Origin of the sequence: Parazoarcus communis, assembly GCF_003111665.1 — a bacterium.
GTDB lineage: Bacteria > Pseudomonadota > Gammaproteobacteria > Burkholderiales > Rhodocyclaceae > Parazoarcus > Parazoarcus communis_B.
This window is the reverse complement of the sequence record NZ_CP022188.1, coordinates 3083761-3110540: the sequence shown is the minus strand read 5'-3', so window position 1 is coordinate 3110540 and position 26780 is coordinate 3083761. Positions and strand designations below refer to the sequence as shown.

18 protein-coding genes and 1 tRNA gene are annotated in these 26780 nt (G+C 60.0%); 9 read left to right on the top strand and 10 right to left on the bottom strand.

Features of this window, described 5'->3' with window-relative positions; translation table 11 throughout:
* Positions 1 to 5: 5 nt before the first annotated feature.
* Positions 6 to 1643 (bottom strand): CTP synthase, encoded by a 1638-nt coding sequence (locus CEW87_RS14165; RefSeq protein ID WP_108973965.1) that lies wholly within the window; start codon positions 1641 to 1643, stop codon positions 6 to 8.
* A 136-nt stretch (positions 1644 to 1779) separates the two neighbouring features.
* Here CEW87_RS14165 and CEW87_RS14160 point away from each other — a divergent pair, with 136 nt between their 5' ends.
* Complete coding sequence (locus tag CEW87_RS14160; protein WP_332871681.1) at positions 1780 to 2475, top strand: DsbA family oxidoreductase; 696 nt, start codon at positions 1780 to 1782, stop codon at positions 2473 to 2475.
* Between the two features lies 1 nt (position 2476).
* Here CEW87_RS14160 and CEW87_RS14155 read toward each other — a convergent pair whose 3' ends face one another.
* Positions 2477 to 2863 carry a DUF2237 family protein gene (locus tag CEW87_RS14155; protein ID WP_108973961.1) on the bottom strand — a complete coding sequence of 129 codons (387 nt, stop codon included), beginning with the start codon at positions 2861 to 2863 and terminating at the stop codon, positions 2477 to 2479.
* A gap of 271 nt (positions 2864 to 3134) precedes the next feature.
* Here CEW87_RS14155 and CEW87_RS14150 point away from each other — a divergent pair, with 271 nt between their 5' ends.
* Positions 3135 to 5204, top strand: coding sequence for a putative bifunctional diguanylate cyclase/phosphodiesterase (locus CEW87_RS14150; RefSeq protein WP_159098165.1), 2070 nt, complete (start codon positions 3135 to 3137; stop codon positions 5202 to 5204).
* A 21-nt stretch (positions 5205 to 5225) separates the two neighbouring features.
* Here CEW87_RS14150 and CEW87_RS14145 read toward each other — a convergent pair whose 3' ends face one another.
* Positions 5226 to 5597 carry an Hpt domain-containing protein gene (locus CEW87_RS14145; protein ID WP_108973957.1) on the bottom strand — a complete coding sequence of 124 codons (372 nt, stop codon included), beginning with the start codon at positions 5595 to 5597 and terminating at the stop codon, positions 5226 to 5228.
* A gap of 73 nt (positions 5598 to 5670) precedes the next feature.
* Between CEW87_RS14145 and CEW87_RS14140 the strand changes: the two genes are divergently transcribed.
* The 4 genes from CEW87_RS14140 to CEW87_RS14125 all read left to right on the top strand — a co-directional run bounded on the left by CEW87_RS14140 (position 5671) and on the right by CEW87_RS14125 (position 9857).
* Positions 5671 to 6453, top strand: a complete 783-nt coding sequence (locus CEW87_RS14140; RefSeq protein ID WP_332871680.1) for a response regulator — start codon at positions 5671 to 5673, stop codon at positions 6451 to 6453.
* A gap of 84 nt (positions 6454 to 6537) precedes the next feature.
* Positions 6538 to 9096, top strand: coding sequence for a sensor histidine kinase (locus CEW87_RS14135; RefSeq protein WP_234421539.1), 2559 nt, complete (start codon positions 6538 to 6540; stop codon positions 9094 to 9096).
* Positions 9093 to 9476: a response regulator gene (locus CEW87_RS14130; RefSeq protein ID WP_108973951.1), complete on the top strand. Its 384-nt coding sequence runs from the start codon at positions 9093 to 9095 to the stop codon at positions 9474 to 9476. The genes CEW87_RS14135 and CEW87_RS14130 overlap by 4 nt, the downstream gene beginning before the upstream one ends.
* Positions 9477 to 9491: 15 nt before the next feature.
* Complete coding sequence (locus CEW87_RS14125; RefSeq protein ID WP_108973949.1) at positions 9492 to 9857, top strand: Hpt domain-containing protein; 366 nt, start codon at positions 9492 to 9494, stop codon at positions 9855 to 9857.
* 7 nt (positions 9858 to 9864) lie between these two features.
* On the opposite strand, the gene CEW87_RS14120 is transcribed toward CEW87_RS14125, so the two are convergent.
* Positions 9865 to 11118: an HD-GYP domain-containing protein gene (locus CEW87_RS14120; RefSeq protein WP_108973947.1), complete on the bottom strand. Its 1254-nt coding sequence runs from the start codon at positions 11116 to 11118 to the stop codon at positions 9865 to 9867.
* A gap of 224 nt (positions 11119 to 11342) precedes the next feature.
* On the opposite strand from CEW87_RS14120, the gene CEW87_RS14115 reads away from it, so the two are divergent.
* From CEW87_RS14115 to CEW87_RS14110, 3 genes are all read left to right on the top strand, one after another.
* Positions 11343 to 11433: transfer RNA gene (locus tag CEW87_RS14115), tRNA-Ser, on the top strand.
* A gap of 126 nt (positions 11434 to 11559) precedes the next feature.
* Positions 11560 to 11775, top strand: coding sequence for a DUF6538 domain-containing protein (locus CEW87_RS22435; protein WP_159098164.1), 216 nt, complete (start codon positions 11560 to 11562; stop codon positions 11773 to 11775).
* A 44-nt stretch (positions 11776 to 11819) separates the two neighbouring features.
* Positions 11820 to 12317 carry a phage integrase SAM-like domain-containing protein gene (locus CEW87_RS14110; protein ID WP_159098163.1) on the top strand — a complete coding sequence of 166 codons (498 nt, stop codon included), beginning with the start codon at positions 11820 to 11822 and terminating at the stop codon, positions 12315 to 12317.
* A 94-nt stretch (positions 12318 to 12411) separates the two neighbouring features.
* On the opposite strand, the gene brxL is transcribed toward CEW87_RS14110, so the two are convergent.
* The 6 genes from brxL to CEW87_RS14080 form a co-directional block, all read right to left on the bottom strand.
* Positions 12412 to 14445: a protease Lon-related BREX system protein BrxL gene (gene brxL, locus CEW87_RS14105; protein WP_108973943.1), complete on the bottom strand. Its 2034-nt coding sequence runs from the start codon at positions 14443 to 14445 to the stop codon at positions 12412 to 12414.
* Positions 14445 to 14816: a type II toxin-antitoxin system VapC family toxin gene (locus CEW87_RS14100; RefSeq protein WP_108973941.1), complete on the bottom strand. Its 372-nt coding sequence runs from the start codon at positions 14814 to 14816 to the stop codon at positions 14445 to 14447. Before CEW87_RS14100 ends, brxL begins: the two co-directional genes overlap by 1 nt.
* On the bottom strand, positions 14813 to 15013 hold the full coding sequence (locus CEW87_RS14095) for a type II toxin-antitoxin system VapB family antitoxin (protein WP_108973939.1): 201 nt from the start codon (positions 15011 to 15013) through the stop codon (positions 14813 to 14815). Before CEW87_RS14095 ends, CEW87_RS14100 begins: the two co-directional genes overlap by 4 nt.
* 63 nt (positions 15014 to 15076) lie before the next feature.
* Positions 15077 to 17695, bottom strand: a complete 2619-nt coding sequence (pglZ, locus tag CEW87_RS14090; RefSeq protein ID WP_108973937.1) for a BREX-1 system phosphatase PglZ type A — start codon at positions 17693 to 17695, stop codon at positions 15077 to 15079.
* A gap of 22 nt (positions 17696 to 17717) precedes the next feature.
* Positions 17718 to 25646, bottom strand: a complete 7929-nt coding sequence (locus tag CEW87_RS14085; RefSeq protein WP_159098162.1) for a UvrD-helicase domain-containing protein — start codon at positions 25644 to 25646, stop codon at positions 17718 to 17720.
* Positions 25647 to 25750: 104 nt separating this feature from the next.
* Complete coding sequence (locus CEW87_RS14080) at positions 25751 to 26773, bottom strand: PDDEXK nuclease domain-containing protein (protein ID WP_108973933.1); 1023 nt, start codon at positions 26771 to 26773, stop codon at positions 25751 to 25753.
* Between the last annotated feature and the right edge of the window lie 7 nt (positions 26774 to 26780).

Here is a 26780-nt window from a genome sequence, read left to right as displayed (position 1 = left end):
CTCCTTCAGTTCTTGGAACGCTTGCGCTCGATCGCCGCCTTGACGTAGGCGGTAAACAGCGGGTGTCCCTTGCGCGGGTTGGAGGTGAACTCGGGGTGGAACTGACAGCCCACGAACCACGGATGCACGTCCGCCGGCAGCTCGACCATTTCGCACAGATCGGTGACCGGCGCACGACCGGAAACGATCAGGCCCTTCTCTTCGAGACCGGCGAGCAGCGTGTTATTGACTTCGTAACGGTGACGATGGCGCTCCATGATCTCGCCAGCGCCATAGATCTGGCGTGCCAGGGTACCGTCGCCGAGCTGGCAGACCTGCCCGCCAAGGCGCATCGTGCCGCCGAGGTCTGAATCCGCACTGCGCTTTTCGAGCTTGCCGGTGCGATCCTTCCATTCGGTGATCAGGCCGATCACCGGGAACGCGGTATCGCGCTCGAACTCGGTTGAGTGTGCGCCTTCCATGCCGGCCACGTCACGTGCGAACTCGACCACGGCCAGCTGCATGCCGAGACAGATGCCCAGATACGGCACCTTGTTCTCGCGAGCATAGCGAATGGCTGCAATCTTGCCCTCGGTACCGCGCTTGCCGAAGCCGCCGGGCACCAGGATGGCGTCCATCTTCTCGAGCACAGCGCAACCGTCGCGCTCGATATCCTCGGAGTCGAGGTAGTGGATGTTCACCTTGGACTCGGTGTGCATGCCGGCGTGGTTCAGCGCCTCGATCAGCGACTTGTACGACTCCGTGAGATCGACGTACTTGCCAACGAAGGCCACGTCGACGCTCTGCTTCGGATTCTCGAGCGCGCGGATGAGGTTGTTCCACACGCGCAGATCGGCCGCACGGGCCAGGATGCCGAGCTTGTGGCAGACGATCTCGTCGAGCATCTGCTCGTGCAGCATGCCCGGGATCTTGTAGATCGAATCCGCGTCGAGACACTCGATGACGGCTTCCGGCATCACGTTACAGAACAGCGCGATCTTGCGGCGTTCGTCGGCCGGCACCGGACGGTCGGCACGGCACAGCAGGATGTCGGGCTGGATGCCGATCTCGCGCAGCTCCTTGACCGAGTGCTGCGTCGGCTTGGTCTTGAGCTCGCCCGCCGTCGGGATGTAGGGCAGCAGCGTGAGGTGGATGAAGCAGGCCGCATTGCGCCCTTCCTCGATGCCCATCTGGCGGATGCTCTCGAGGAAAGGCAGCGACTCGATGTCGCCCACGGTGCCGCCCACTTCGACGATCGCCACGTCTGCGCCCTCGGCGCCACGCTTCAGATAGGTCTTGATCTCGTCGGTAATGTGCGGGATGACCTGGACGGTCTTGCCCAGATACTCACCGCGACGCTCCTTCTTGATCACGGACTCGTAGATCTGCCCGGTGGTGAAGTTGTTGCGACGCCCCATCTTGGCGCTGGTAAAGCGCTCGTAGTGGCCGAGATCGAGGTCGGTCTCCGCACCGTCTTCGGTCACGAAGACTTCACCGTGCTGAAACGGGCTCATCGTGCCCGGATCGACGTTGATGTAGGGGTCGAGCTTGAGGTGGGTAACCTTGATGCCGCGGGACTCGAGAATGGCACCAAGTGAAGCCGCTGCGATGCCTTTGCCCAAAGAGGACACGACACCGCCTGTAACGAAGACGTATTTAGTCATGGGAACTGTGCTGCGGGAAAGCGCGATGATAACCGATCACCCTCCCCCGAGTCAGCACCCGGCACTGTGAAAAAACGTTGCGCCATGTCAGCGCACCACCGAAACCGCCACCGCAGTGCGTCAGACGTGTGCTAGCGTGTTGAGTCTGACCCACCCCGAGCCCGCACGGGCCTTGAAAATGCTGCTAAACATCGACCTGGTTTCCGATTTCGTCTGCCCCTGGTGCTATATCGGCAAGGTGCGCCTCTACAAGGCCATTGAAAGCCTGCGCTCCGAGCACCAGACCCTTGATTTTCGTATCAACTGGCTGCCCTACTTTCTGAACCCGAACACGCCCCCCTCGGGCGAGCCTTACCGTGCCTTCCTCGAAGCCAAGTTCGGCAGCGCTGCCGAAGTCGATGCCCTGCATGCACGTGTCGCCGAAGCCGGCGCGCCTGACGGCGTTCAATTCGCCTTCGACCGCATCGCGATCCGCCCGAACACCATGCTTGCCCACCGCCTGACCTACGGGCTGCAGGCACGCGGTGCCCGCCAGGAACGTATCCGTGCGGTGACCGACGGCGTGTTCGAGGCGCACTTCAACCTGGGAAAAAACATCGGTGACGCCGAGGTGCTGGCGGACATCGCCGCCGCCTGCGGCGAGAACCGCGAGAGAACGCTCGCCTATCTCGAGTCGGGCGAGAACCTGACCTCCGTGCGGCGCATGGCCGAGCAGGTACAGAAACAGGGCATCAGCGGGGTTCCCTTCTTCATCATCGACCGCAAGCTGGCACTGTCGGGCGCGCAGTCGTCGACGGCAATCGGCGCAGCCATCCTTCAGGCAATGGGCTGATTCACCCCCCGGACCCGGTACGCGCCCCATAGGCATGCGCCTTGAGCGTATCGAGGTCAACCAGCTCCAGCACCGCCTCGTTGGTCGCCTCAAGCACCACAGGCGGTGCAGCCCCCGCATCCAGCGCCTCGAGCCAGCGCAGAGCACAAAGACACCAGCGATCTCCCGGCTTCAGGCCGGCGAAGCGATACTCGGGCCGTGGCGTCGACAAGTCGTTGCCGGCAGCAGAAGAAAAAGCGAGAAAGTCCGCGGTGACACGAGTGCATACGAGATGCAGGCCACTATCGTCGGGCCCGGTTTCGCAGCAGCCCGTGCGATAAAAGCCCGTCAGCGGCGAGTAACTGCAGGCCAGAAGCGGACCGCCCAGCACGTTGCGTGAAGAAGACATGATCGAGCGTCCTGCACAGATTGCGTAAGCCCCTAATTTCCAACAAACCGGCCCCGCGGGCAAGGCCGATTTGTACCAGACAGGCAAACTGAGTCAAATCACCCCGAATGTGTCGGCCCGCGCGATGTCAATAAGTTGCCATCGGGACAAAATGCACGGCGAAGTGAAATCACCTCACATCGACAAACGGCATTTGCGCAAGAATCACACGAGGCCTGCCACTCGATTTTCGTCCGACGCCCGGCGCTGCAGGCCTGCCCGGAGACGCTGCATGAACGAACCGACTAAAACAAGATTACTGGTCGTTGAAGACGACCCGGTGACCCGCGGTCTGCTGCGCAGCGTGCTGAGCAAACAGGGTTACGACATCGTCGAGGCCGCCGATGGCGCAGCGGGCGTTGCTGCATTCGCCGAGAGCCGGCCGGCGCTGGTGCTGCTCGACGTCATGATGCCGGTCATGGACGGACACGAAGCCTGTCGTCGCATTCGCGAGCTCGACGGTGACGAGGGCACGCCGGTCATCATCCTTACCGCAGCTGAAGATATCGATGCCATCGACACCGCGTTCAACGCCGGTGCCACAGACTTCATCATCAAGCCCATCAGCTGGCCCCTGCTGACCCAGCGCCTGCGCTATGCGCTGCGTGGCGGCCGACTGGCTCGCGAGGTCAGACAGAACCGCCTGCGTCAGTCCTCGGCCACCCGGATTGCGGGCCTGGGCTTCTGGGAATGGGATCCGCGCGACGATGAGCTCGCCTGGTCCGAACGCGCGCCCGAACTGCTCGGCACGAAGGAATGCGCGCCCGAAACCATCGATGCGCTGATCAGGATCATCGCCCCCGAGGACCGCGAGCGCTGCCGCAATGCCTTCGATGCCATCCGCCGCGGCGAAGGCCGCCTCGACATCGAGTTCCGCCTGCAGGCCGACAAGACCGAACGCATCATTCGCGTGATCGGCGAACGCGGCGTCGAGGGCAGTGATTCGAACCGCCTGTTCGGTGCATTCCAGAACATTACCGACAGTCGCCGCGCCGAAGCTCTCGTGGACTATCTTGCGATGCACGACGACCTCACCGGACTCGGGAACCGGCGCCTGTTCAGCCACAAGCTCGAGGCCGAACTCGACGAAGTCCGGGGCAGCCACGACGGCGTGCTGCTGGTGTCGTGGATCGATCTCGCACGCTTCCACCGCCACAACGATGCGCTTGGCGAGGCAGCGGGCAATCGCCTGCTGGTTCAGGTCGCCCAGCGCCTGAAAAAGGTCGAACTTCTGGGCGGCGAAGTGGCACGCGTCGGGGGCGACGAGTTCGCGGTGCTGCTGCGGGGCGCAAGCGAAGACGAGGTGCGCCACCGGCTTGAGCAGATCCTCGAAACGCTTGAGTATCCGATGCATGTGGACGGGCAGGAGGCCTTTCTGTCACTGACCGCCGGCATCGCCCTCTACCCGGTGCACGGCCACGATGTCGAACAGCTGATCAACCTCGCACAGGAGGCCCAGCGCGCGGCCCGTCATCAGGGCAAAACCGTCGAAATGGCCAGCCAGCAGGCTTCGCACAGCGCGCTTGCCGCACTTGATATCGAGCGCGCACTGCGCCGTGCGCTCGAAAAGGATGAGTTTCATCTCGTCTATCAGCCGCAGATGGATCTGCGTGTCGGAAAGATCGTGGGCGCAGAGGCACTGCTGCGCTGGCAACACCCCGAGCGCGGTCTGATGTCGCCGGTGGAATTCATTCCGGTGCTCGAGGAGATCGGCCTGATTTCAGCCGTGGGTCAGTGGGTGCTCAAGGAAGGCTGTCGCCAGGCGCAGCAGTGGGACGAGGCCGGGCTCGGGATTCGAGTCGGCATCAACCTGTCGGCGCGTCAATTTCTCGATCCGGCGCTGTTCGACGTCATCACCGGTGCCTGCGAACATGCGGGCGCCAGCCCCAAACTCATCGAACTCGAAATCACCGAAAGCCTCGCGATGCAGGACCCAGAGCACTCGATCGACCTGTTGCGTCGGCTGCGTGAAACCGGATTCAGGATTGCCATCGACGATTTCGGCATCGGCTACTCCTCGCTCGAGTATCTGCTCCGCTTTCCGCTCGACACCATCAAGATCGACCGCGCCTTCGTCTCCCAGATCACCGACGCGCGTGCCGACCGTGCCATCGTGCGCGCCATCACGGCCATTGCGCAGACGCTCGGGCTGTCCACCATTGCAGAGGGCATCGAGACCCTGCGCCAGTGCGACTTCATCGAAGCGCTCGGCGTCAGCGAGATACAGGGCTACCTGATCGGAAAGCCGATGACGCCCGCCGACTTTGAACACCTCGTACGCACTTTCCAGCGCCCAGCCTGAGCGGCCTGCGAGGGGGCGAGGTCAATCCTCACAGCGTTCTCGAACGAAGGCTTTGAATGCAACAAGGGTTTCCGGCAGCAGCGAGCGGATCTGCTCCATCAGCCGCGCCACAAGCGCGGCGTCGTGCTGAAGCGCGGCCTTCTCAAGCGCTGCGGCAGCCCTTGAAAGGGCCACACCGCCCATGTTGCCCACGCTCCCCTTGATGCTGTGCGCAGCGCTTCGCAACGCAACGAAATCGCCCGCTGCCGACGCCGCGCACACATCATCGAACTGAGCGGGCAATTGCGCGAGCAACTGCGCGGCGATGTCGCAGAGGTCAGCCCCCAGCAATTGATGAAGCTCATCGAGAGCAGGCAGGTCCAGTATCGGCTCAAAACGCGCGTTCTCGTCCATTCCGCCTCCATTGACTTACAGAAGTAAGCACCCCTGCGAACACTCGAAAAAAAAACAGAATCGCGGCAATCACTTGCAGGCTAATGACAGCACGGGATGCAGCCTCGGCCATGCCGAAAAACTCACGCACAATGTCATATTTTCTTGGCGCCAAGCACAAATAACTGCTATTTTTGACGTTGACTCCAGTTATTGGCAATTAACGACTATGGCTTCAGCCGACAATCCTTCAGAGTTCATCAGCACGGCCCAGGCTGCGCGTCAACTCGGCCTGTCGCTGGGGGCTGTCCAACAGATGGTGGAGCACGGCAAACTGGTCGCATGGAAGACCGCCGGAGGTCACCGCCGCATCAGGCAGGACTCGGTCGATGCGCTGCTTTCAAATGCAACGCCCCAGCCTGCAGCGCCAACCCTGGCCGCCCGCCCCCACGGCGAAAACCTGAGCATCATGGTGCTGGAAGACGACCTCCTGCTGCAGACCGTCTACCGCGAAACGATGGCAAAGTGGGGCCTCCCACTCCAGATTCAGATGTTCGGCAACGGGCTCGACGCACTGCTCGAAGTCGGGCGTTGCATGCCGGATCTGCTGATTGCCGACCTGAGGATGAGCGGCCTGGACGGGTTCCAGATGATTCGTCGCCTGCGCGACAATCCGGCGACCCAGGACCTGCCCATTGTGGTCGTTTCGGTGCTGTCACCTGAAGAGATCGCAGCCGAAGGCGGACTGCCAGACGATGTCACCGTGTACGGAAAGCCGGTTCCCTTCCGCGAACTGCACGGCTACGTTCAGGCTCAAATTGCACGCATTCGCCGGCAGCGCAACCTTCGGCCCGGAATCAGCCAGCCGCTCGTCTGATCCCGATGACCGGGATTCCACGCCTGGAACTCACGCACGCATTCGAGCCAATCGCCCATGTCCGCGCGGCCACGAGCCTTGCGCATGAATGAGTGGCTCGCGCGTTTCAGTCTTCGAGCCAAGCTGATCGGCCTCTTCGTCGCGATCAAAGTCATCCCGCTGCTGCTGCTTGCGTGGTTCGCCTGGACCGCCGCACGTGACCTTGGCCAGTCGGTCACCGACGGTGCGGAGAGCATGGCAGACGCGATGCGCGACACCCAGCAGCGCACAGCCCGGACCGCAATCGACGATTCAATCGCAGCCCTGGACGATCGCTCTCGCGAAGCAATCGAAACGCTCACAACCAATACCGCGCGCGTTGTCGCCCGCTTCCTCTACGATCGCGACAAGGATGTCCTGCGCGCAGCCAGCCTGCCGACACAGTCCGACGAATACCGCCGCTTCATCACGACCCATGTGCGCGAATTCGAGGGACACGGACCGTACCGGCCAACGGCGGACGGACGCGCGTGGGAGCCAAGCGAACAGATCACGCGCGCGCCCACGCAAGTCAGAGCGCCGCTCCCCGACAACGCCACGAACTTCCACTATCGTGAACCCGAGATCACCGGGCGCATGCGCACACGCCCCCTGTTCCTGGAGATCACTTTCATCGGCCTCGACGGCAAGGAACAACTGAAGGCCGTCGCAGACACCGCCACCGACCTGCTCACGACCGAACTGCGCGACGTCAGCAGGCGCGAGCACACCTTTCTCCGTGCCGAAACCTACTGGCGTGAACTGCAGGCACTGAAGCCCGGTGAGATCCATGTCTCGGACGTTGTCGGCGAGCAGGTTCGAACAGACTGGATCGGCCCCTACACGCCTGAAGTGGCTGCTCGGAAAGGGCAGGCATTCGCACCGGAGCACTCCGGCTATGCCGGCCTCGAGAACCCGGTCGGAAAACGATTTCGCGGCCTGATCCGGTGGGCGACGCCGGTGGAGCGGGACGGACAGATCATCGGCTATGTCACCCTCGCCCTCGACCATGCGCACCTGATGGCGTTCACCGACTCGCTGCGCCCTACCCCAGAGCGCAGATCAACGATTGCCGACCCGGCATCGGGTAACTACGCCTTCATGTGGGACCACCTGGGCCGCAGCATTTCGCACCCACGTGACTACTTCATCGCCGGCCACGACGCCCTGACCGGCGAGCGGCCCGCGCCATGGCTCGACACCGAGCTCTACGCGCAGTGGGAACAGAGCGGTCTGCCATGGGAAGCATTCGCAGCCGACATTCCCCCCTACCGCGACCAGCGCATCAGCCGCGAACCCCACCCGGAATCCACGGCCACTGGGCTCGTTGCGCTGGACTGCCGCTATCTGAACTTCTCGCCACAGTGTTCGGGCTGGAACGATCTCACTGCGCACGGCGGATCGGGCTCTTTCGTCATCGTTTTCAGCGGCTTGCAGAAGCTCACGACCGCAGCCGCCATCCCCTATTACACGGGGCGTTTCGGCAACTCGCCGCGCGGCTTTGGGTTCATCACCATCGGCGCCAATGTCGAGGACTTCCACCGCGCCGCCACCGCATCCGCCGAACGTATCGGTGCGATGACCGCCGAATCCGACGGCATCATGGCGCTGCAGCGCGACAGCCTGATGAGCGAGATCCGGACCAGTCTGCAGCGCACGGCGGCTGGCCTGTCGCTGTCGACCGCCCTGATGATCGTGGCGGTCGTGCTGATCGCAATCTGGATGGCCAACCTGCTGTCGAGCCGCATCACCCGCGTGGTGGCCGGAATCCGGCGCTTTCGCGAGGGGGATCTTGCACATCGGCTGGACGTTCGAGGACACGACGAGATGGCCCAGCTTGCACAGTCGTTCAACCAGATGGCCGATGCCGTTCAGGCCTCATTCACCCGTCTCGACGAAGCCCGCAAGACTGCAGAGCAGGCAAACAGGATGAAATCCGAATTCATCGCCGGCATGTCGCACGAGCTGCGCACGCCACTCAACGGCATCATCGGATTTGCGGATCTTCTAAGCATCGAACTGCGGGACGACGAGCAGCGCAGCCACGCCGAACTCATCCGCGACAGCGGCCATCAACTGCTCGAGCGCCTTAATGACGTGCTCGACCTGGCGACGATCGAGGCCGGGCGCCTTGAGATGCGGCCCGAACACATCGACTTCTGCGAACTCCTGCGCAGCGTGATCTCGCTGCATGCGATGAGCGCGGCAGCCAAAGGCCTGAGCCTGCATGCCGAACTGCCCCAGCAGTGCTCGATCAAGGCCGACCCGCTGAGGCTGCGTCAGGTGGTGAACAACCTGCTGTCGAACGCCATCAAGTTCACGCCATCTGGCGATGTATGGCTCACCCTCGAAAACACGCCGGACTGGATCACCCTCAGCATCCGCGACAGCGGTATCGGCATCCCTCCTGGCGACCTCGAAAGTATCTTCGAGCCTTTCCAGCGAACGGAAAACTTCCTCACTCGCACACAGTCCGGAACCGGCCTTGGCCTGTCGCTGGCAAAGAAAGTCGTCAGGCTGATGGGCGGACGTATTGAGGCAAGCTCGGAAGAAGGCGTAGGATCATGCTTTCGAACAATCCTTCCAGCGCGCGCAAGCCTGAATACTGACCAGGAAACAGCATGAGCGCCCTCGCCTTCATCGTCGACGACAACACCATCAACAGAAAACTGGCGAGCGCGCTACTCAAGCGCCTTGGGTGGTCGACCGAGGAGTTCGACGGCGCAGAGCCGATGCTGGCGCGCCTCACCACGGTTCGCCCGGTCACCATGCTGCTCGACATTTCCATGCCTGGCGTCAGCGGCCTCAGCGCCTGCGAGCGCATCCGGGGCAATCCAGACTGGTCGGACCTGCATATCGTCGCCTACACCGCGCACGCCATGCCGCACGAACGCGATCGTTTCCTGAATGCGGGCTTCGACGACATCCTGATCAAACCCGTCAACCTCACCACGATGACGCAGGCCGTCGGCAGCGCCGACACCCCGCGTGCCCTTCGAGCCTGAGCGAGCGAACCCACGATGCCCCATCGTTCCAGCAAGTTCAAACACTTCAGCCCCAAGGCCATGCTCGAGGACTTGATGGACAGCCCGGAAGTGGTGCAAAACGTCCTGACCTACTTCATCTCCTGGCAGAACGACGTTGCCAAGGAACTGCGCTCGGCGGCAGACCCGGCTGACACGCATCGCCTGCAGCGGATCGCGCACTCGCTCCGCGGTACGCTGGCGCAGCTTCACGCAGACACCGGCGCGCAACTTGCCAGCGCGCTCGAACTCACCTGCAAGCAGGCCACCTCGGTACCCCCCAGCCTGCCCAACGATCTGCACGACGAACTCGTCGCTGTCGCAAACGAAGCGAGCATCTACCTGCAAGCAAGCAAGCACTAGCCCCGGATCAGAAAGAAGGCAGCGGAGCCTCGGACGAGGCCAGCCTCAGGCAGGCCTCCCGCTCGCGAATAAGCACCGCCAGTACCTCGCCGTCCAGCCGCCCCTCGACCACCATCGAGGTCATGCACAGAATCACCTCGTCCAGCGTAAGTCGCGGACGATACGGCCGATCCTGCAGCAATGCCTGAAAGATGTCGGCGACAGACAGAATTCTGGACTCGAGCTCAATCTGACTGGCGTCACGCTTGAACGGGTAGCCCTCTCCAAGCAGATTTTCGTGGTGTGCACCGGCCCACCGCGGAATAGGCGTCTGCGGAAAAATCTGCATCAGGATGCGGTAAGTGTCGTAGCTGTGACGGGCAATGTAGGCGTGCTCGTCACGGGTCAGCGCACCGGGCTTCTCGATGATGTCCTCAGGCACGCGCAGCTTTCCGACGTCATGCAGCAAACCAGCAATCTCGATCATCACGAGATCGTCACCGCGACGCCCCATGGCCGCTGCGAGGTGGCGGCTGATCGCTGCAACCCGGCGCGAATGATCATCGGTGTAATGGCTCTTGGCGTCGATCACCCGCGCCATCAGCCCCGCCAACTCACGCAGATCCTGCACTGCGACCACGGCCGGCTGCGCCTGTTTGCACCGCGACGACAGCTCTTCGTCGAGATATCCGGGCTCCATCGACAACCAGAACGCCTCAGACGCCGCCGTGCGCGCAAACGCCTCCACCAGCACAGGCGCAAACTGATGCCCCGACAGCGGCTTGAGACGCTCCACGATCTGGTGGCTCTCCCAGATGATGTTGTTGTGCAGGTGGCCGCCGCTCAGATAAGGCGCAAGCAGCACATCCGCGCGATCGACCAGACAGATCAGGTTGGCCTCCAGCGCAGTGTCGGGCGCCAGCCCCTCCACATCGGCCAGCTCGCTCCAGTTGCTGTGGTGGTATCGAACGATGTCCGAAAATCCGGACAGCGCAGGACACGCCTCAAGGTAAGCCGCGCCCCGCACGCAATGCGCCTCGGCGCCGTCCCACTCCAGAGAATCATTGAGACGGCGGTCTTCCCTGACGCGCGACACGCCGTAGTCATGAAGCATGCCGGCATGCAACACGTGCCTGCAGCGCGCCTCTGACCATCCCAGCGTGTGAGCGACGAGAGAAGCCATATGGCCAACACGCTTGCCGTGCTGCATCGCGTCTACACCCACGTAATCAAGTGAGTTTGTCAGGGCCAGAATCGCATCGTGGAGATTCAGCTTAATCATCACGAAGACCTTGTTTTACAGGCATGCCCGGGCAAAGCAGAGCAAAATACCGAGAAATGGGGATTGAGTTACCCTGCATTCTAGCTGCCATTTCACTGAGTGCAGTTCTCATTCTCAACAAAGGGAGTGGACGGACCCGTAGCGACCCCGACGCCTACTGCAGAAAAAGATCCCAGGAACCCTTCCCCTGAGCAACCGAACCCGCTAGAATGCGCGGCTTCCACGGAGAGGTGGATGAGTGGTTTAAGTCGCACGCCTGGAAAGCGTGTTTGGGATAATATCCCAACGCGGGTTCGAATCCCGCCCTCTCCGCCAGTAACACCACTAACCCCATATGGGGCTTGGAGTCTGGGGAAACCGGCCACACCGGTTTCTTCGATGGTGTTACAAGCGGGCGTACATCTATGACGCCAGCAGCATCTTACTTTCAGGAGATGCTGCATGAACTACCTCACGTTTCACCATCAGTCTTACTATTTCCAGCTTCGCGTTCCTCTCGCGCTCCAACCGCAGTACGGCTCGGTCGTGCGCGAAAATCTTCAAACGACAGACCCGGCAGTAGCCAAGGCGATTGCTCTGCGTTTAGCGAGCGAGTGGTTTGGCACTTTCAAGCTGCGCGTGCCAGCGTTAGCGCGGACTTCAAACCGATTACCGTAGATCTTGACGCGAAGGCGCCAGCGCGCGACTGCACAGAGACCTCATTGGTCGAAGCCACTTCGACGCAAACTGCGCCGACATCCAAAAGTCTCAAGACTGATTCAGACTTTTTCGACGCTTGGTTCCGAATCGACCGCGAGCGCGAAGAGGGCACTGTGCGAGAGATGCGAAATGCTATTCGCGATTTCCGTACCGTCACCAAGACGCCCATCGCCGCGCTGACTCGGCTTGATATCAGCAGCTACCGCGACAATCTGCTAAACCGCCGACTTGCTCGAGCCACCGTTGCTAAGCGAGTCGGTTTCATTTCGACCTTGCTGCAAGTTGCCTACGATGCGGGCATGCTTCCCCAGAATGTCGCTCGGGGTCTCAAAATTCCGCGAGCCAAGGTTCCAACCCTTGTGCGACGGAGCTTCACAACTGAAGAGTTGAGACGAGTGTTCTCGTCTGCGGTTTACTCACGTGACTTCCGCCCCATTGCGGGAGCGGGCGAAGCGTGTGTGTGGATGCCGATGGTTGCGCTAGTCACCGTCGATAGCTGACGACAAGGGGATTTTTGACCTCATGCCGTATTCACGCCTGCCTCCAAAGACGCCGCCCCCCCTGCCCGACTCACACCACCTCGGCGACCCGGGTTCACTCCACCCCAAGCGCCTTGAACACGGCATCCACGGGGTCTGAGTAAAAGCTCGTCTGAAACTTCGCGAACAGCTCCCCTGGCACCGTCGCGATGTCGATGACGCTCGACATCGGCAGCAGGATTCGTTTGGCCCCGGCGTCGAACGCGACCTGCATGGTTTCGGCAAGATTTCGGACCTGCACCACCGTTCCCCCAAGGCTCATGTCACCCAGAACAACCATCTGGGTCTGAATGGGCTTTGCCAATGCTGCGGAACACAGGGCGATGAAACTCGCCAAGGTGAGCGCGACGGGGCTGCCTGTGTTCTGCAGCTCCACAAGATGCAGATGGAAGTCGTGCTCGCCCGGTTTTATCGAAGCGCTGATCCGGCTGGCGTTGGCCTTGAAGTAGTCAAACGCAACCCTGACCGCATCCCTTGGCACAGCGCCCGACAGCGACGCTTTACCGCTACCGGCGATGGTCTGGATCTCGATCCGGTAGGTGCCGGGCATTTCAGAGTCGCCCATGCTGATCGTGTGCAGCGTGCCCGGCTGCAGGCGCCCTTCGGCAATCAGCGCGCCGCCCGATTGCTCTGGTACGGTGATGAATCGCTCCTGCCCATCCTCAAGATCGATGTAGCTGAAATGGACGTCATAGAACTCCATGCCGCCGATCTTTTTCAGCTGCTCCTTCACCCGCCTTCGTGTTTCCAGTGCGTATTCGAGGCAGCGCCTCACCGACTCCTTGTCGTACTCACCATGTGGGCAGGTCAGCTTCAGCAAACCCGACACCGTCCGTCGCACCGCAATCGTGTCGCGCTGGTTGAGGTTGTTGCCCAGCTTGAACCACTTGTCGATGGCATCGGCGAAGCTGCGCTTGCGCATCTCGCGCAGGTACTCGGCCAGATAATCGACGATCAAGCCGTACTGATTGGTGAAAAACTCCGGGCGCATCTTCGGAATCTCCCAACCCGGTACATAGGCATGAAAGCGGTCGAAAAAGGCCGAATCGATCATCGCTTCAGGGAAGGGCGCGAGCAGATGCGAGGTTTTCACCAGAGACTCGACGCTCTGATTGATGTTGCCCACAAAGACCATCGATGCACTGGCGTTGATCGACTCCCTGCCCCGGCTGAAAGAGCCCGAAGCCATGTAGTCCTTCATGATCTGAACACCGTCATGGTCCTTGAAGTTGATCCCCGCCACCTCATCAAAGGCCACCGTATCCCACAAACCGACAAGCCCGACCTTGCGCGCACTCATGTTGTAGAACAGGTTCGCAACCGTGGTCTGACCGCCCGACACCAGAATGCTGTTCGGGCTGATCTCCTTGTAGATGTGGCTCTTGCCGGTACCACGGGGTCCGAGCTCGCAGAAATTGTAGTTGTTCTCTACCAGCGGAATCATCCGTGCCAGCAGGTGCCACTTCACTCTCGCCTTGAAGCAGGTCGGCTCCATGCCGGTCGAACGGATCAAGGCATCGATCCACTCATCCTCGGTAAATGCCTTCCGTCCCTCGAACAAGCCGGCAAGATCCATATTGGGCATCTGGATCGGCTTCAGGTCCGTCACCGTAAAAGGAGATCCGCGCTGGTTCTCCTCGAAGTGGTAGTTGAGCGTCACGATGCACCAGATGCCCCCAGCCAGCAGCTTCTCGAACTGGCGTACAAACGCGTCCGACACCTCGGCATTCTTCACCCCGAGGTTTGAAAGCAGCGCCTCGTAGACATCGCGCTTCTCGTTGAGCTTGACCGTCACCTTGTCGATCACCTTGAAGGTGCCCGACTCGCGAATCCTCGACTTGATCTTCTCCGCCTCGTCCGGCCGCACGTAGTTTTCGGCCAGCACACGCTTGACCATCGCCAGACCGTTCTGGATCGTGGCCTCGTCGTCCGATGCGCAATACATGCCCAGCAGGTACTCGAGCACGTACACCGGAACGTTCGCCCCTTCCTTGATCAACTTGGTCAGATCCTTGCGGACCACCTTACCGGTGAAGTGGGTGTTGAGCAGCGTATCGAGACTGCGATTGTCGGTTACTTCAGTGGTCATCAATTTGTCCATTCAGTCGCCACCCCAAGCCTCGCAGCCACCGCAGCCAGCCGCTTGTCCCGCGACCACAAACGCACACCCGGCATCAGGCGCACGGCAGCCAGCAAATGCGCATCCACCCAGCCTATCCCAAGACCAAAAAGATGCTCACGCTCGACAAAGGCACTCACCTCCTCGTCCGTCGCCACTTCGGCCTGTGGTAGATCCCGCAACGCGCCCAGCACAAGCTCGCGCTGTCGCAAGCTGCCCAGACCCACCTCACCAATCACGAAGGGGTGCACCAGCACCGTCCCCGCGTTGAGGTTCTCGACCAGTACTGGCTCGCCCTTGCGCAGATGATCAATCCACACCGACGTGTCGACCAGAATCACGCCGCTGGCTCCGCCTGACGACGCGATACATCTTCCAGCTGAGGTTCCGAGCCCCCCAACAGCGCCAGTCGCCGTGCGCTCTCACGCTCTATCAGCGCCTTCAGCGCTTCACGCACCAACGCAGACTTTTCGGTCAGACCAGTGAAAAACTGAGCGCGCTCGACAAGTGCGTCATCAAGCGCAATGGTTGTACGCATGGCCTCACCTCACATCTGTTGGATACACAGAATATAGCACCGATTGATGCGATTTTTTGTGCATCAAAAGTCGTTGGAGAACGCCAGATCAACCCTGACTGATACGCGAAGAGCCTCTACCTTTGTGCTTGAGTCTCGTGCCGTCAGCCAGTAATCCCGCGTCTTGTCATAGTTGCCGGCAAGCACGGTCAGAAAGACGGACTTCTTGCGCTCGTCCAGCAGCTGTGAAGTGCTGTCAAAAGTCAGCGTCTGTTCGTTGCTGATCGGTCGCTCACCATCACGCAGAGCAACGATCACCGTCCGCGGCAGCACCCGTTCCGACACCGCCTCGGTCTGGATGAACTCGAAACGTTGAGTGTTCGTCACCACCTTGTTCGACGCCCCCAGCAAGCTGAACTCCACCGCGCGCGTTTTCTCCTTATCGGACTCGCTCTCGCGCACGGTGATCACCGGCACCACAATCTCCTGCGGCATCGCACTGCCATGAACGAAGCGCGCGCCACCCGCAAAGTGGAAGCGGCTCGCCCCCTTCGGCACCCAGAAATCCAGGCTCGCTTCGGGCAGGGTTCCAGCGGTCACTGCCGTATTACCGCACCACGCTTTCGACAGCTTGCCGATTCCCTGGCCCAGCAGATAGCGCTTTTTCGCCTTCAGCGTGCCTTCAGGCTGGATGTCCAGCGCCGACTTGTCGGCGGACACCAAGGGCGCTTCCTGATAGATGAAACCATGATCAGCCGTCACCAGCACGGTCGAACCGTTCAGGCTATTGATGATGAAGCCCACGATCTGCGAGATCTGCGCCAGCGCCTCGTCCACCGCCTTGAAGGTCAGCCCTTCAGTGGTCTGCTTGTCGCCCAGCGCGTCGATATGGTCGTGATAAACATAGAGTACCCGCCGGTCGCGCACCAGCGCCCTGCCCTTGTCCTTGCCAAGAGCCAGCAACTCGTCGGACTTGATTGCCAACCCGTCGTAGCGCCCCAACAGTGCGCTGCGCTGCTCCAGGGTCGACACCGGCAGCCCGTCGGCAAGCACGTCCAGATTGCTGTTCGTCTTGTATGCCAGTGACTGATGCGGCAGCAAAGCCGCCATGCCCAGCGCGGTGTAGCTCGGCAGCACGCCCAGTTGCGCTGAAAGCGAGGCTTTGAAACGGCTGCGACTATTCAGATCGAGCACCAGCTCTTCAGCCGCCTCAAACCGGAATGCATCCGAAATCACCACAAAAACGCGCTTGGTGCCCGCGTCAATCAAGGGCGCAACCTGAGTGTCAAAGAAGCGATGCTGGTTGGGCATGCCGGCCACTGTCCAGTTGCTCAGCAAGCCGCTCTCACCCTCGACCACCTTGTCCCACGCCGCGCCCAGTTGCGGCAAGAACCATCCCGTGTAGATGTCCTCGATTCGCGAGCGCAACTCGTGGAGCACCGCCCAGCCCATCGGCTCCACCGCATCAGCCGCAAAATGAAAGTAACGGTAGAGCTGATCGAAGCGAAACAGCTCCCGCTGGTACGCGCTCAAGCCTGCCTCGGCACTGGCAAAGCTGAACCCGTCTTTGAACTGTGCCTTCAGATCAAGAAAGGCTGCGCCGGCCTCCACCGCGTCGTAACACGCAACCAGCGCACTACTCTCCGGTGAGGTCTGGGCCAGCAGTCGATTCGCCCAATGACCGTCGCGGCGCCTTGCGATCAAGGCCTGCATCGCCTCGTCCGTACTGCCCGCACCCGAGAGCACTCGATCCTTCAGATCCTTCAGAATCCGTCGTTCAACCAGCGAGAACGTCATCGACTCGGTCAGCTGCTCTGCCGTCAGCGAATCGAGCACATCGCCCAACCCGATCTCACTTGCCACCGCATCGGACACGCGGTTGTAGGTCTGGTAGGCGCCAATATCCGAGCGCCAGCGTCCGGCAAAAACAGAGGCATTTGCTGCCAACGCCCGATCCGGAAGCACAAAGTGCTTCAGCGGCGCCGGCACCGCACCGGACAAGGTTCGGCAAAAGTCCGTTACCAGAATGCAATAGAGCAAATCGCGCAAGGACGGCTCGCCCTCGCCACCCTCAAGCCTGTAACCCAGCTCACGCCGGGCAAGTGCCCAGAACGCCGCATCCAATTCATTTGCCACGACCTCCTGCCAGGCACGTGGAGCAGTCTCAAAGTCGACAGTGTCGTCCTGCACCATCCCGGTCAATACCTTCAGCAAGATGGTCTGAAAGTCCGACTGTTCGGCCCGCACCAGCACCGCCAGCATCTTGCGATCCAGGGCATCCGCATCGTCACTGGCAACAACGATCCGACGCAGTCGCTCCACCCGCTCCTTCGCCCGCAGGAACTTTGCCCGCGTTTTCAGGTAAGGCCGCAGCGCCTGGGTGGTCAGCCCCAGATCGTCGAGCAGCATCGACGTGGAATCCGCCCGAAACGCCTTGCCCCGCAAGCGCAGGTCTAGCAGCCAGTCCTTGCCGGGCTCGGGTTCGGCAACCGGACTGTAAAGCAGCCAGCGGTCGCGCGGCGCTCGCTCGACATCCAGCTTGATCTGCAGCGCTGGCGTGCGATCCAGCCGAAGGATTCGAACATCGTCCAGTTCGAGCGTATCCACCCAGGTCGAAAACTCCCCCTCGGGGTCGTCCCAGAACAGAACGCGTTGAGTGGCGAATTGGGCTTCAAGTGCTTGAATGATTCTTTGATGGCTCACAGTATCAATTACCAAAAAGTTGCTACAAAACACCAGAGACCAGAACAAGATAGCCCCATCCACGATCCTGCACGGTCTTGGCAACCCTGTTGCCGTTACCGTATGACGTATCGTGCGGATAGCGCAGGACTGCACTTACCGAAACTTGACTCTTAAACCCGCCAGCTGGGGCGCGGTTAGACAGAAAACCGACCTGCCGTTTTCTACCATTCGGACCGCAGTGCATCAGGGATTTTCCTCGCCCGTAGCCTGCCCCCTCAAGCGATATAGCGTCACCCACTCGAACCGTGCGCTCAATGTAGGACTGACATTCGTCAGGATCACGATTCCATCGGGTATCTTCAATGCACGCCCAACTGATGAAGACCTCCTCCGGGGTCCCCGCAAGCATTCTGCTTTCGATGCACCCTCCTCGATAGGCTTGGCAACTCCAGTAAGCATCCTCGCGATCGCCAAAAAACAAGGTCAGAGACTGCTTCGCCCGTGTCATTCCGACGTACGCGAGACGGGTCTCCTCAAGTGCGTCCGCCGGATCGCCTTTGAACTCCGAATGAGAGGGCAACATCCAGACTCTGTCGAACTCAAGCCCCTTGACCTTGTGAATGGTAGAGATAACGGCATCTCCCCCCTCTTGGCCCGAGAAGCCCGCGCGTGCCACTTCTGACGTGTCCAACCGACTGACAAGCTCAATCAAGTCAGACAAGCGTGGGGATACTGTTTCACGACGGCAAATCTGAACCAAAGACTCTGGTGTGACGTCCTCCTTCCGTGGCGACGACACCTCAGGAATAAGCAGCGTCTGATAATCCGCAAGTAAATCTTTGATCAAATTCTCACCAAGAGACAAATCCCCCTGCTGGTCAAAACGCGCGCGGAGTTGATCGAGCCAAAGTCCAACATGCCTCAAATCGGCGCAACGCTGTCTATCCGATGTCTGGACGGTAATACCCGGCCACGCAGGCTTTAATCGTTGATAAGCCAACGCCACTTCGGCGTTCGTTCGTCCTAGCACTGCCAATGTCGTTTGCGTCGATTGGCCATGCAGTTCAGTCAGCTGCTGAACAACCTCGCCGACAGCTTCCTCGAACGAATCGACGCGCTTGCGGGTAAATACGCCTTCGTCGGCGCCTTCTCGAGATCTGAGCGACTGCAACTTAAGTCGGCATGAGTCTCGACTGCCCTTCGAAAAAAAATTGTTCAAAAAAGACTGGCTACGATCAACTATCTTCCTGTCCGATCGAAAGTTGACATGCAAAACGAGCTGATTCTCTGGCTCCGGAGCGAAATTGGTCGCAAAAGACTCGAAGTACTCCTGAGCAAACTCCTTTCTGGGGTCACGGTTCCACCGAAGGATGTCCTGATCATCATCACCGATCACCATAACGCCCGCCAGCTTCTGACTGCCTTCCCACAGTTGCCGGATGATCTCGTAGATGTCCCCATTCACATCCTGAAACTCGTCCACCAGCAGTGCGCGCAAGCTGCCGGCAAGCTTCAGCCTGAAAGCGGAATCCGCCGCGAGTCGCTCGGCCAGCATCGGAAGCAGGGTCTCCCATTGAGAACGGTCTTCGATCTCGAGGTGCTTCAAGGCGAAGCCATGAAAGGTATGTATATTGAGTCGGCGGATGTAGGAACCGTAGCCTAGGCTCGTAAACATCTCCTTGACCCGCGCCCGTATTTCGTGGACCACGGCACGGTTGAACGCCAGAACCTGAATCTGCTCGGGTTTGAGTCCCTGTTCCCTGATCAGATGAATGACACGCCCCAGCAGAACACTTGTCTTGCCAGAACCCGGTCCGGCATTGACCAACAAATGCCGTCCGTAGGGATGGGAAATCGCAAGCCACTGATTCGGTTCCTGGGGCTTGTTTTCATCCACCTCCGGCGGGTCACCCTTGTAACGGCTGAAAAACTTCCCCACAGCCTCGGCACGCAGTGCGGCCCGCTTTCGAGCGAGAAAAGATTCCGCCACCTCAGCCTCGTCATCGATTACCACGTTACCCAACTGCAGCTCGAGAAATGATTCCAACTCCTGGGTCGTCTTCGCCTCGAAGTATTCCCTCAGAAAATCATCGCGCATCTCCGGCATGAGATTCGCAAAAACATCCATGGCGAAGCATCTAAGCTCCGAGAAGCGATTCGCCCTCTTGAGCTCTGCCCACACCTCGGGTCGGTCCTCTTCACGCAATGGCACCTCCGGCTCAGTCAACACCACGACGTAAGCCATGGGCACCATCTGATCGGAGATCCCAAACATGCGCATTGCCGACAGCAAACCCAACCCCTGCCTGAGTCGTGCCTCGCTGTACTTCGAGCCTTTCACGGCGTTTCGCACCACTTCGACCAAACGGGTAACTTCAATTTCCCGCTCGTTTTGTTGAACGTGCTGGTTCAATACAGCATGCAACTTTCCGGTCAGGAGAAGGATGCTCTTGACGATTCTCCGAGCATTCTCGATCTTGCTTGGTGGGAGGTACACCCGGGTTTCCAATCGCCCCCCTGTCTTCGAGAGCTGCTGTCTCACCTTTGCGCCAGATCCGCGCAACAGATAGGTCAAGCCACTGCGCAAACCGTAGTTAACCTGAACATGTAAATCGGGATCGAGCCCTGTGATCTGCTCACCGCCGAGATCGAGCCCATCATGATCGAGCACCCAATAACCTTTCTCGTCGAGCTTGCCGAAAACGTACTCGACCGCTGAGGCCAGCACACTGAACAGTTGGGTCGCCACCTGAACAGGTTGTTGGCCCAGGCTCCGTGTGGCAAAGCCGATCTTCCGTGTGACGGTGAGCGCCCCCGACTTTTCGAGCTCAGCCACAATGGACAAGGCATCATCGACCTTCGCAATCGAGGTCTCCCGCCACAACTCGCCCAAATTGATCACCGACTGGATGTCGCCGCGAACCATGGGTGGCGATGAAGAAACGGCCGGCGTTGATCGATTCACCTTTGACTGCGGCGTCGGCGCGGGTGCGGGTGCGGCAGGAGAAGGTGTAGGCGTGCTTGTTCCGAAAAGCATGCCGATCATCGATCCCAAGCCTCTCAGAATACTGCGAATCACACCGACATTCTCGGCCTGAGGGCGCATGTAGCTCGTATCGGTGGTGACGCGGGCGGTCGCAACCCTTTCAGGTTTGGGACTCTGGGCGTCACCCCGGTCAGCGAGGCGGACCAGGGCCGCGGCAAGTTCCGAGATTTGCCCCCGCTTGCTATTAGCAGTCCTGCGTAAGGCGTCCAGATGGAGCGTGACTGGCAGGAGGCCAGGCACCGTGTTGAGTATCTCGGTCTTGCCTGCGTGCTCGAGCCAGTGCAGCGCCAATCGAACCCGCGTGCAGGCAGCCCTCAGCTTTGCAGCGGTATCGTGCGTATTGAAACCCGCATCCGGCACCACCGCAATGGCTACGCCCTCCATCTGCTTATGGCGGGCAACAACTTGCTTGTAAAAATCCAGCACTTCTGGGAGATCGATCTGGCCGCGTGCGCGCTGTCCATGCAGGGCATCGAAGTCTTCGGGGGAGTGGAGCAGCACGGCACGCAGCTTCTGGAGTTTGGCGCTAACCCGCATCTCCTCGTTGCGCCCGATTCGCCCTACCTCCTGCAGGTAGTCCTCGAGATAGGTGGGTGGCGACAGGTGAATGGCCCAGTGGATATGCGGAATATCCATCCCCATGCCAAAGGCCTTAGTGGCTACGAGTACATCGATCCTCTCGCGTTTGAACTTCTCATAGACATCGTTTCGGGCATCGGCATCAAGCCCGGCATGAAAGAAATCTACGGCCTCGACGCCGTCGCGTCGGATCAGTAACGCCAACTCCTCCGCATGGTCACGGCGCGAGACAAAGACGATCACGCTGCTGTGCTGGCCGGTCTTCTTCCGGTTTGCACGGGCCTCGGCCAGAGTGGCAAGAATGATCGCCAGGCGCGGCGAAATGTCCCAGTCCTTTGTCTTCTGCGCAGTGACACGCCCCTGGACGGACAGCGGTTCAACCCCGATATGCGCCCTCAATGGATGAAAAAACTCGCCGGGTTTCGCCACAAAAGGCAGGTAGGGTTCCTCGTCACACCCTTCCGACAGGATGCGTTCAAGGTCTGTCCGGTTGGGAGCCGTCACGGTTGCGGAAAGCAGCAGAAAGGGGGTCCGGTCAGCGCCTTCGCCTGGTTGGCGATAGCGTTCGCACAAGGTCGTCAGCGCATGGAAGTAGTCCGGGCGAAATTCATAGCCCCACTGGCTGACGCAGTGCGCCTCATCCACCACCAGATACTCGAATCCGCCGTCGGCTTCCGCACGATGGTTCAAGGCATCCATGAACCTCGCGCTGCGCAGTCGCTCGGGTGCAACGTACAAAAGCACGATGCGGTGATCGAGCACGCCCTGAAACACATCATCGACTTCGTGGCGCGGTCGATCGGCGGTCAGGTAATCCGCCGAGTCGCCAAAACCCTTTGCGCGCAAGCCCTCGACCTGGTCGCTCATGAGTGCGCGCAGTGGCGAGATCACAAGCGTCAGGCGACGGGTTCGCAGCCCCATGCAAAGCGCCGGCACCTGAAACAGCACCGACTTGCCTTCACCGGTCGGCAACGTAACCAGCACATCGGACTTGCGGTTACACACCGCCTCCATGACGGGGCGTTGGGTATTCGCACGGAAGCCCGGAATGAAGCCTTTTTCGCCCGGCTTGACAGGTTTCCCGCGCTCAACATTCCAGTGTTTAACCAGGAAACTTTCCATCGAGGCGTAATCATCCGGTGCTGGTTCGCGCTCGATACAAAAACACGACAACGCGCTTTGCAAGCTGTGTCTGACCTCATCGCTCACTGGCTCGAAAACCTGCTCCATGTGCGCAAAGACAGTCTTCAAGGCGTATTCGTGTCGCGAAAGCCTGGGATCGATGATGAGCAAATCGGCAGCTTGATCAAAACGATATGCCTTGACCCAGTCGGTCAAATAGCGGTTTACAAGCTCAACGGCTTTCGCAGCGACTTGAGAGGTGGAGATACCTGCCGCGTGGGCGGTGGTTGCTTCCTTCAGCGCCGGGGCAGGCTCATCATGAGCCTTCAACGCCTGAACCGAGGCGGATAGAAGCTCCGCTCCCGCTACTCCCGCGTGGTCACCGTCCTCGTCACCACTGTCGTCGCCTCCCTCATCACCGATGTCGTCCCCCTCATCGAACAGCAGTGCAGGAGATGACAACTGTGCTTCCCCTTCCCCTGGTTCAGTCTGGTCGCCTTCCACGTTGGCACCGGTATGCGCCATCGCAAACCATTCATGCAAGGGCAACGCCTCAACCACCGCCGTCAAACGCACCTTCGCCGAGCTTGCCGCCTCCACCCATGCAGGCCAGTTCTCCAGGTGATCGACCAACATCCATCCCTGCTTCACTGCGCGGCGCAGACGTTCGGAACGACTATGAACTCGTAAGCCGTCATGCCCCGTGCGCGCCGACACTTCGGTCAGGCCCACTTCGGCCATCGCCACCTCTAGCGTATCGATCAACTCGGGTGCCAGTGAACTCGTCACCAACAACAGCTCAACCGTGCCCTCCTGACTCCGTCTTCCAGCCACCTCCGTACACGCGGATAGAACCTGCAACCAGTAAGTTTGTTGATCCTCAGCACCCGGATACAGCAATGCGCCTTCACGTTTCAACATCTTCGCGGCCACGCCTTGCTCGAGCCGGGCGGGCCTCAACACGGCCAATTCCTTGCTGGCCAGAGACACTGTCGAGAACACCTGCCAGTCACGCTTGAACCGAGCCAGATACCATGACGCGGCGTCAAACCAGGCCCAGCGCCGCTCAACATCGCTCGCGGTATTTAGCGAAAAAAGCCGTCCGACTCGATTGTCAATCCGCTTCATATTGGAGGTATCGCCAGTCGGGCTTTTCATGACCGCCTGTTGAAAACTGATCGGCAGCTTGGATTGCGCTATCCGCTCCACGGAGCAGACTTGCTCGGATGCCGGTTCATCGAGCCATACGATTCGGCCGGCATCGACCTCGACCAGCCATCGCGCCGAGGCGGGCTGTTCGATCACAGATAACCAGTTCGCTCGCACCCTGCCCGGTCGCAGAGACTGAAGCAGCGGTTGCGCCAAGCCGTCCTGCTTTGTCAGCCACAGGGGCAACATTCCCGGGCGGACAGCAATCTCCGCCTCACGCATCCACCTCAGCGTAGCAATCAGCGCAATGGTTTCCGGCTGATTCTTGTAAGCATCATCCAGCGCCTCAAGCAGCGCATCGACATCGATCTCCAGTAGTGCATCCGCCGGGCTTTCGTCCTCCGCCATCACGACGCTCACACGACTACACCAATCGAGTTTGCGCAGCTCGCCGCCAGAAACCACAAGACACTGCTGCGGGCCGACCCGGATACGCGCCTCGGGGAGCCAGTCCGGGCCTGTACGACCAGCCAACGTCTTAGGCGTGGCGGCTGCCACGGCTTGAACCAACTCACCGCCATCGGTCACCGTCTGTCGCAACACGCGCAGCGCGACCTCGCGGTCACAACGTCTCAACTGACTTTCAAACAGGGTAAAGGCCGCTTGGGCATCTTCATCCGGTCGATGCGAGCTTCCGAGCGCAAAGCTTTGGGACCATGGTGCCTGTACAAACTGAATCAACATGCTGTCCCACAGCAAGGGATCCCGTCGCGTAGGCAGGCGGTCGCGCAGAATTGGCCAATCCCAACGCAGCACATTGTGCCCAACCACCAGCAAGCACTCATCCAGTGCCTCGTCCAGTGCCTCGAGCGCGCTATCAAGCGTCGAACCTTTAGTCGCTTTCAGATCGAAAAGCTTGCGCTGACCTTTGAAGTAAAAACCAAGCGACCAGATCTCATCGCCGTCTGTTTCAAGATCCAGAGCCAGCGTTCGATCGCAGAGCGCCCGAGATGCGACCTCGGGGTTTGTCGCACGCACGGACAGGTCTGCGATCACGGCCGGTGACCACGAGCCGTCGGCAATCAATTCACCAATGGCGCGATCAGGCAGCGCCTCCAGCCAAAGATCCATCTGCGTGGGGTCCGATCTGATCCGTTCCAGAATCGGTAGCGCAGCCATTCCCCCGCTATTGATGACCTGTTTAAGCCAGGCGCAATCATCAGCGTCAGGAGCCCATCCACTGTTGATCAGCAGCACCGCAACGGCGCCATTGGACCCACTGTGACGAATTCGCCATCGCGCCTTATCTTCCTGACCATTGGAGCATGAGAGCCCCCAAGCAACCAACTTGGAGACCAGCGCTGACTCGCTGACCAACGGCAACCACTCCGGTCGCGGTAATCCGAGATGCTTGAGCACCCGCAGGCCGAAACCACGCAGGGCAAAATTGGGCGGCATAGAACCGCCTGTGGTCCACTCCTCAGCAAACGCATAGGGAGACGCCTCAAGATTTCGCTGCAAACCACATTGGCTTAGCGCTTCATCGGACGCTTCGTTCAGAAGACCACAGAGTTCGACGAAGAGCAGTTCATCAACCAAATAGGCTTCGGTCTTTGGAGCCTTCGCACTTTTATCCCATTGGTTCAGATACCAATGCGCTGCTGCAATTCCTAACAGCTCGGAGAGATTTCTTTCCTTGAGCCAGCCAGATCGAATCGCGTCAAATTCAGTTTGCGTGTGGGGTGGAGTCGAGTCCGGCCATTGCAGATCATCAACAAAACACCACTGAATGATCTCGAGCTGCCCGTTTCTAGGCGAGCTTCCGAGTAAATAGATCACTGCACGCCCAACATCGGACTCAGCAAGTTTCAGTTTCCGGTCGAAGAGATGCCCTGAAAAATGGAAGAACCGATCCTTGTCACGAAATCTGACAAATCCAAAGCCTTTATCGGGGCTGCAACGACAAATCTCGCCATGATTCGGCAGGCGCATTAACGCTTGATCTATCTCGCTTCGCTTTTCTGTCTGTCGATGTCCTTGCTTCTCTGTGCGTTTATCACGCGGAATGCTCAATGCGTTTTTCGTACTCTTGTTTCCTGGCCGTCTTTCGCCACCCGACTTCGGCTCAGACGACGGAACCGCATCCCGCACGGCACGGAGCTGGTCATGAAAGTCCTTCACTGTCCAGCCTCATCGTCCTCTGCCAGCTCAGCCTCGATCTGCTCCACCGTCGGCAGATAGCGCGCAATGTCATCGGGCAGTTGCAGTTTGTACTCCGCCACGCCAATCGGCTGCGTCATGCCGCGCAGGGCGTATTCGGCCACCACGCGGTGCTGCTGCTTGCACAGCAAGAGCCCAAGCGTCGGCTTGTCCTCGGCGCTCTTGATGCGCTCGTCTACCAAGGTGATGTAGAAATTCAGCTGTCCCGCGTGCTCGGGCTTGAAGTCGCCCGCCTTCAGCTCGACCACCAGAAAACGGTGCAGGCGGTAGTTGTAGAACAGCAGGTCGATGTAGAAGTCCTGCCCATCGACCTCCACGTTCATCTGCCGCCCCGCAAAGGCAAAGCCCTCGCCCAGCTCCATCAGCAGCTTGGTAATGTGGCGGGTCATGGCCGCTTCGATATCCCGTTCGTGCGCCTCCTTGGACACGCCCAGGAAATCGAAGAGGTAGGGGTCCTTGAGCGTTTGCTGCGCAAGTTCCGAATCGGGCGACGGCAGTCGTTGCCCGAAGTTGGTCACGGCGTTGCCCGTGCGCTGGTGCAAGGCCGTCGAGATGTGGTGCCACATCACGTTACGCGACCAGCCGTGCTCAATGGCCTTGGCGAGATACCACTCCCGCTCCGGGCGGGTTTTGAGCTTGTCGAGCAGGGTCACCTGGTGATACCACGGCAATTGTGCAAGCACCTCTTGCACAAATTCGGGTTCGGGCCATGCCTCGGCGAAGCTGCGCATGTACAGCAGGTTTCGACGGGAAAACCCCTTCATGCTGGGGAAGGCAGCCGTCAGATCCTTAGCCAGCTGGTCAATGACCTTGGCGCCCCACCCCTGAGCCTGCTGACGTTCCAGAATGTCGCGGCCGATGTTCCAGTAAAGCAGGACGAGCTCGCGATTGACGGCAAGGGTGGCGCGTTGCTGGGCGGACTGGATGCGCTGCTTGAGGGCAACTAGCCATTTTCCATACTCTTGGGGTGAAATTACCATTTCAGAC